Origin of the sequence: Specibacter cremeus (assembly GCF_003946885.1) — a bacterium.
Lineage (GTDB): Bacteria > Actinomycetota > Actinomycetes > Actinomycetales > Micrococcaceae > Specibacter > Specibacter cremeus.
In genome coordinates, this window is record NZ_RWKQ01000088.1 from 1 (window position 1) to 4,860 (window position 4,860).

6 protein-coding genes are annotated in these 4,860 nt (G+C 65.7%); 2 read left to right on the plus strand and 4 right to left on the minus strand.

Features of this window, described 5'->3' with window-relative positions:
* Window positions 1-96 precede the first annotated feature (96 nt).
* Window positions 97-645, plus strand: a complete 549-nt coding sequence (locus EJC77_RS20110; RefSeq protein ID WP_125617058.1) for a PucR family transcriptional regulator — start codon at window positions 97-99, stop codon at window positions 643-645.
* Between the two features lie 44 nt (window positions 646-689).
* Here EJC77_RS20110 and EJC77_RS20115 read toward each other — a convergent pair whose 3' ends face one another.
* The 3 genes from EJC77_RS20115 to EJC77_RS20125 all read right to left on the minus strand — a co-directional run bounded on the left by EJC77_RS20115 (window position 690) and on the right by EJC77_RS20125 (window position 3,277).
* A complete protein-coding gene (locus tag EJC77_RS20115) occupies window positions 690-1,637 on the minus strand; it encodes an NADP-dependent oxidoreductase (RefSeq protein ID WP_125617061.1) in 948 nt (315 codons plus the stop codon).
* Between the two features lie 96 nt (window positions 1,638-1,733).
* Entirely contained in the window at window positions 1,734-2,567 is an 834-nt protein-coding gene (locus EJC77_RS20120; protein ID WP_125617064.1) for a COG4705 family protein, read from the minus strand.
* Between the two features lie 263 nt (window positions 2,568-2,830).
* A complete protein-coding gene (locus tag EJC77_RS20125) occupies window positions 2,831-3,277 on the minus strand; it encodes a GNAT family N-acetyltransferase (protein ID WP_125617067.1) in 447 nt (148 codons plus the stop codon).
* 192 nt (window positions 3,278-3,469) lie between these two features.
* On the opposite strand from EJC77_RS20125, the gene EJC77_RS20130 reads away from it, so the two are divergent.
* Window positions 3,470-3,784 carry a P-loop NTPase family protein gene (locus tag EJC77_RS20130; RefSeq protein ID WP_125617070.1) on the plus strand — a complete coding sequence of 105 codons (315 nt, stop codon included), beginning with the start codon at window positions 3,470-3,472 and terminating at the stop codon, window positions 3,782-3,784.
* Window positions 3,785-4,539: 755 nt separating this feature from the next.
* On the opposite strand, the gene EJC77_RS20135 is transcribed toward EJC77_RS20130, so the two are convergent.
* Window positions 4,540-4,764 carry a Fic family protein gene (locus EJC77_RS20135; protein WP_240630396.1) on the minus strand — a complete coding sequence of 75 codons (225 nt, stop codon included), beginning with the start codon at window positions 4,762-4,764 and terminating at the stop codon, window positions 4,540-4,542.
* Between the last annotated feature and the right edge of the window lie 96 nt (window positions 4,765-4,860).

Sequence of the window (4,860 nt, forward strand, 5' to 3'; positions counted from 1 at the left end):
TATGCATGGGACCTGAAATCCGCCGAAATTTCCGCCCAACCAGGATTTCCGCCTCAAAGAACCACTACTCGCGGATTCGGGTCTGACGTTTCGTGCGTGTCCATCGGCAGGATCACGTACGTCCTGTTCCCGACCGTCCGCGAGGCGGACGCGCCGCGGCGCCTGGCCCAGGGTGCCGCGGTGGCCATTGAGGCGCGGCTGGGGCACCCGGTCCACGCCGCCGTCAGCTCCGCGAAAACCGGCGCACAATCCCTGCCGGCCCTGCGGCGGGAGGCCGACGAGGTGATGGAGGTACTCACCACGCGGGACGACTCCCCCGCCGTCGCCTCGGTTGCCGACCTGCAAGGCGCGCTGCTGTTGCGCCGGCTCGGCGCCCAATTCAGGAACAACCCACAATGGCGCCAGCCCGGCGTCACGGCACTTCTGGAACATGACGCCGTCAAGGGAACGGACTACGGGGTGAGCCTGTCCACCTACTTTGCCGCCATGGGAGACATCACCGCCGCCGCCGCGGCTCTGAACGTCCACCCCAACACACTGCGCTACCGGATACGGCGCGCCCAGTCGCTGTTCGACCTGCACCTGGACGACGCCGATGACCGGCTCGCGGTGTGGCTGCAGCTCCGGCTGGCCGGCCAGGATTAGCGTCGATGCCACGCCGTATGAGCGTTCGCGGCGGGTGTCCACGGTCAGGGGATCAGCACAATCTTGCCCCGGGTGTGGCCGCCCATGAGCTTGCCGATTGCCTCGGCCGCCTCGGTGAGGGGGAATGTCTCTTGCACGACGACGGTGAGCTTGCCCTCTTCGGCCAGGCGCACCAACTCAAGCCGGGCGGGACCTCGAATGTGCGTGCCCGGATCGGCGCCGGGCGCCATCCCCAGGACCCTGACCCCTGCCGCCAGGCCGCGGGCGAAGCCGGCAATCGTGGCTATCCGGGTCTTGTCCGGCACCAGTTCCAGGGACACGTCCATGGCCTCGTCGGTGCCCGCCAGGTCAATGGCCGCGTCGACGCCGTCGGGGGCCACAGCCCGAACACGCTCAATCAGGCCGGGACCGTACTCGACGGCGACAGCGCCAAGTCCTTCCAGGAATTCGTGATTCCGTGCACTCGCCGTCGCGATCACCGTGGCGCCGCGCAGTTTGGCAAGTTGCACGGCAAACACCCCAACGCCGCCGGAGGCCCCGTGAACCAGAACCGTGTCACCCGAGCCCACGCGCGTTGCCTCCAACGTGTGCGTCGCCGTGGTGCCTGTCAGCAACAACCCGGCCGCCTGACTCCAGTCCAGGGCCGACGGCTTGGGGACCACCGCGGACCCCGGCACCAGCAACTCCTGCGCATACGCCCCCGGGGCCCGGTAGGCGATCACTTCGTCCCCGACGGACACCGGCCCCGACGGACCGACCGCGTCCGGCCCAACAGCAACCACAACCCCAGCAGCCTCGGACCCCACCCGCAGCGGCAGCTTCGACTCATCCTTACCCATGGCACCCGAATAGAACATGTAGTCAACGGGATTGGTGCCAATGGCCCGGACTTGAATCTTCACCTGTCCGGGTCCCGGGTCGCCGAGCGTCTCGTCAAGGACCGCCAGTGCCTCCGGACCACCATATGTGATGGCCGCCACATAGTTACTCATGCCTGGCACAACCGCGGCTGACGGGACGGTATTCCACCAAGCGGCCCCCAAAACAAAAGTCAGGAGCCGCTCACCCTGGCCTGCTGACAACCGAACCTACCCAGCCGGCCATTGCCCCGAGCGCCTGCGGGACAGCGCGAGGTAGGCGACGAATCCCGCGATCACCACAGCCAGGGCCACGCTGACTTGACCCGTTCCCCAGTCGAGACCGCCACGTGCCGCCGGAACGGCCAACCAGTCCGCAAAGGACGCGCCCACTGGGCGTGTCAGAATATAGGCCAGCCAAAATGCGGGCACCGCCTTGAGGCCAAAACGCCAATGCGCAATGGCCGGCACAGCAATGGCAGCGGCGAAGAGGATCCCGGAGGCGAGATAGCCCAGATGGAAGGAAACAGCCGTGAGGTCTCCGACCGCTGTGCCCAACGCAAATGTGGTGACGACGGCCGTCCAGTAGAAGATTTCGCGGCGGCGGGTATGGATGCTGTGGAAAGACAGGGTCTTCTCGGTGGTCCGCCACAGGACGAACACAGCGGCCAGGACGATGAGGAAGAACATTGACGAGATCTGGTAGGGAACCCCCAGACCAACGTGCAGCACATCCGCGGCCATGGTGCCGAAGACGCTGACCATGGTCACGGCCAACCAGTACACCCAGGGCACGTACCGGCGGACACTCAATTGGACCAACAGCGCCGTGACAAACGCGACCGCGCCAATGGCCACCATGACGGGTGGGTCATAATGTTGGACCAGATGATCCGACGTCGTCTCCCCCATCCCCGTGGTCAGGACCTTGATGATCCAAAACACCATCGTCACCTCCGGCACTTTGGAAACCGCGTCGGCCAGTGCCACGCCGTGCCCTCGCGTCCGGTTCGTCCGACTGTCGGCGCGTGCGTCCGCCACCGTGTCCTGGGTTGGGAAGTCCATGATCAGTTCTCCACGGTCGTGTAGCAATCAAATGTGACGAGGGAGGCCACCGCGGCGGGAATGGCCATGGTCTTGGTCCACCGCTGGAGCCCGTGCATGGCTGGCAGCCGACGCCGCAAAGCACCGCCGATCAACCTACCTGTCAAGACTGGACAATGGCTGAAGGCGCTCATGTCCGCCAGCCCGTCGCCCCGGGGCACGAGAAGTTGACGGAACCGCCACGGCTTGCCGCAGGTAACGAAACCTTGCTCGGCGACCAACGGCTATCGCGTGGTGAAAGTGAAGAGGGTGACCGAAGAGCCGACGGCTCGCTGTGCCCGGTAGAAGTCGAGAGCCTGCTGGTCCTCGGTGTCGGCGAGCACGAAGATCTCATGAAGGCCGATCTGTGCCGCGGCATCGCGCAATTCCCGCACCAGTCGGCCGCCGATGCCTCGTCTCTGGTGAGCCGGATGCACTGCGAGGTCGTAGATGAACAACTCCGACGATGGGCATCGGGTCATCGGCAATGTGTGCGCCGTGAGGCCACCCACGATGTCGGGACCGGCGAATGCGGCCAGGGCCCAGAACGATTCTGCACCAAGGAGCCGGTCGAGATAGTCATCGCCGAGCGGCTCGCTGTCCTCGCCGAAGACCCCGGCCATCATCGCGAACAACCCACGCGCCGCTGCATGCTCACCGCGAACCAGTCGCCTGACGTCGATAGCGCTCATCGCCAAATCGTGTCACGAAACGGTCTTGGAACGTCCAACCGGCGCACGCATGTCCTCCAATCGGGAACGGCCCTTGCGGAAATCGAGTCCAACTGCCATTGGATCTTCCCGCCCCACGACGAGTACAAGCAGCAGCTGCCATGTCGCCTGCCAGGAGCATGGGACCGTTGTAGCCCGTTTTTTGCCGCAGTCATGGGACCACCCGGCGCCGGCTGCCTGCTCGAGGCGACGGCGCACCCCGCCAAAGGCATCACCGTGGACACCAGCCACACCGCGCTCGCCCAGGGACACCTCACCCGCGAGCCCTTCTACGTCGGCATGACCCGCGGCCGCACCGGCAACACCGCCTACGTCTGCGAATCCAACCCGGCCAGCGACGAGGCGACGCCCAGCCGGCCGGCCGCCGACTGGCTGCAGATCATCGGCGAGGTGCTCGCCGCCGCCGCACACCTCACCAACGCCATCAAGGAGATGAAGTACGACGACGTCGCCCGCCTCCAGCGCTAGCCCTCCCGGGGCGCGGGGGTGGCCGCGTGGCGCCGCGCACTTGCAGGGAACCCGGCGACCGCGCATCGGGTGCTTGAGAACGCCCTCGGCCACCCCGGCGAGACCGAGGATCACATGGCCGTGATCCACGCGAGACTCCGCGGGGTCAGGTGCGCACCCGCGCGTCGCGGCGCCGGCAACAGGTGGCCCGGGAGGCGTTGCTTGATTCGCCGGCCTGGGTGGAGTCGCTTCGGAGGCGCGTGGGATCCATCATTTCCGGCGACGACTGGTCCGCGCTCGTGGGCAGCATGGCCAGGTATCGCGACCGCTGGAATGTGGGAACTGATGGCGACCCACTGGGCCCGGTTCCCGACGACTACGAATGGGAAGGGGCTGCACAGCGCGACAGGCTCGTGCACGACCTTCAAACCGCCGCGACTCTCTCGGCACCTGCGGAGGCCATCGTGACGCACTGCTGCCATCGTGCATCCTGCCAACGTGGGACCGCCTGTGCACTTTGTCCACAGTTGAGCCTTCAACCCGGCTCTGACCTGCACAAACACCGTGTCGGAGGTGAGACTCGAACCAGATTCCAGCCCTTGGAAACATTGGGCAGGCCCGGAAACATGTGGAACCCGGAGGGGGCAGTCCGGGACAGTCTGGATACTAAAGTGTGGACATTGTCCCCACGCCCATTGTGGCCTGTTGTGGGGCGCCGCATGTTTCCACTGCCGAGGTGACCGTGGTCGAAAGTGACGGAGGCCAATTCGGGCTCTCTACCGTGGCATGCAATGCAAGGCGATGGAGGCCGCTGCATCCTCCAATGGGACAGATCCTTCCGCCACTCCCACGACAAGGTTGAAGGCGTCGTCGGTCACGAAATCGAGACGGAAGCCGTTTATCCAGAGAAAGAGACTCGTCAGGGTCCATGCGATGCGCTTGTTCCCGTCAAGGAGCGGATGGAACCGGGCAGCGGCATCAAGCAGCGCAGCGGCCTTCAACGACAGGTCCGGATAAGAGATCGCGCCAATAGGTCATGGTCGTCGTTTGGGGCGCGCATCCCAGCGGTGGGTGGTCCAGGCTTCGCGGATGAGCCG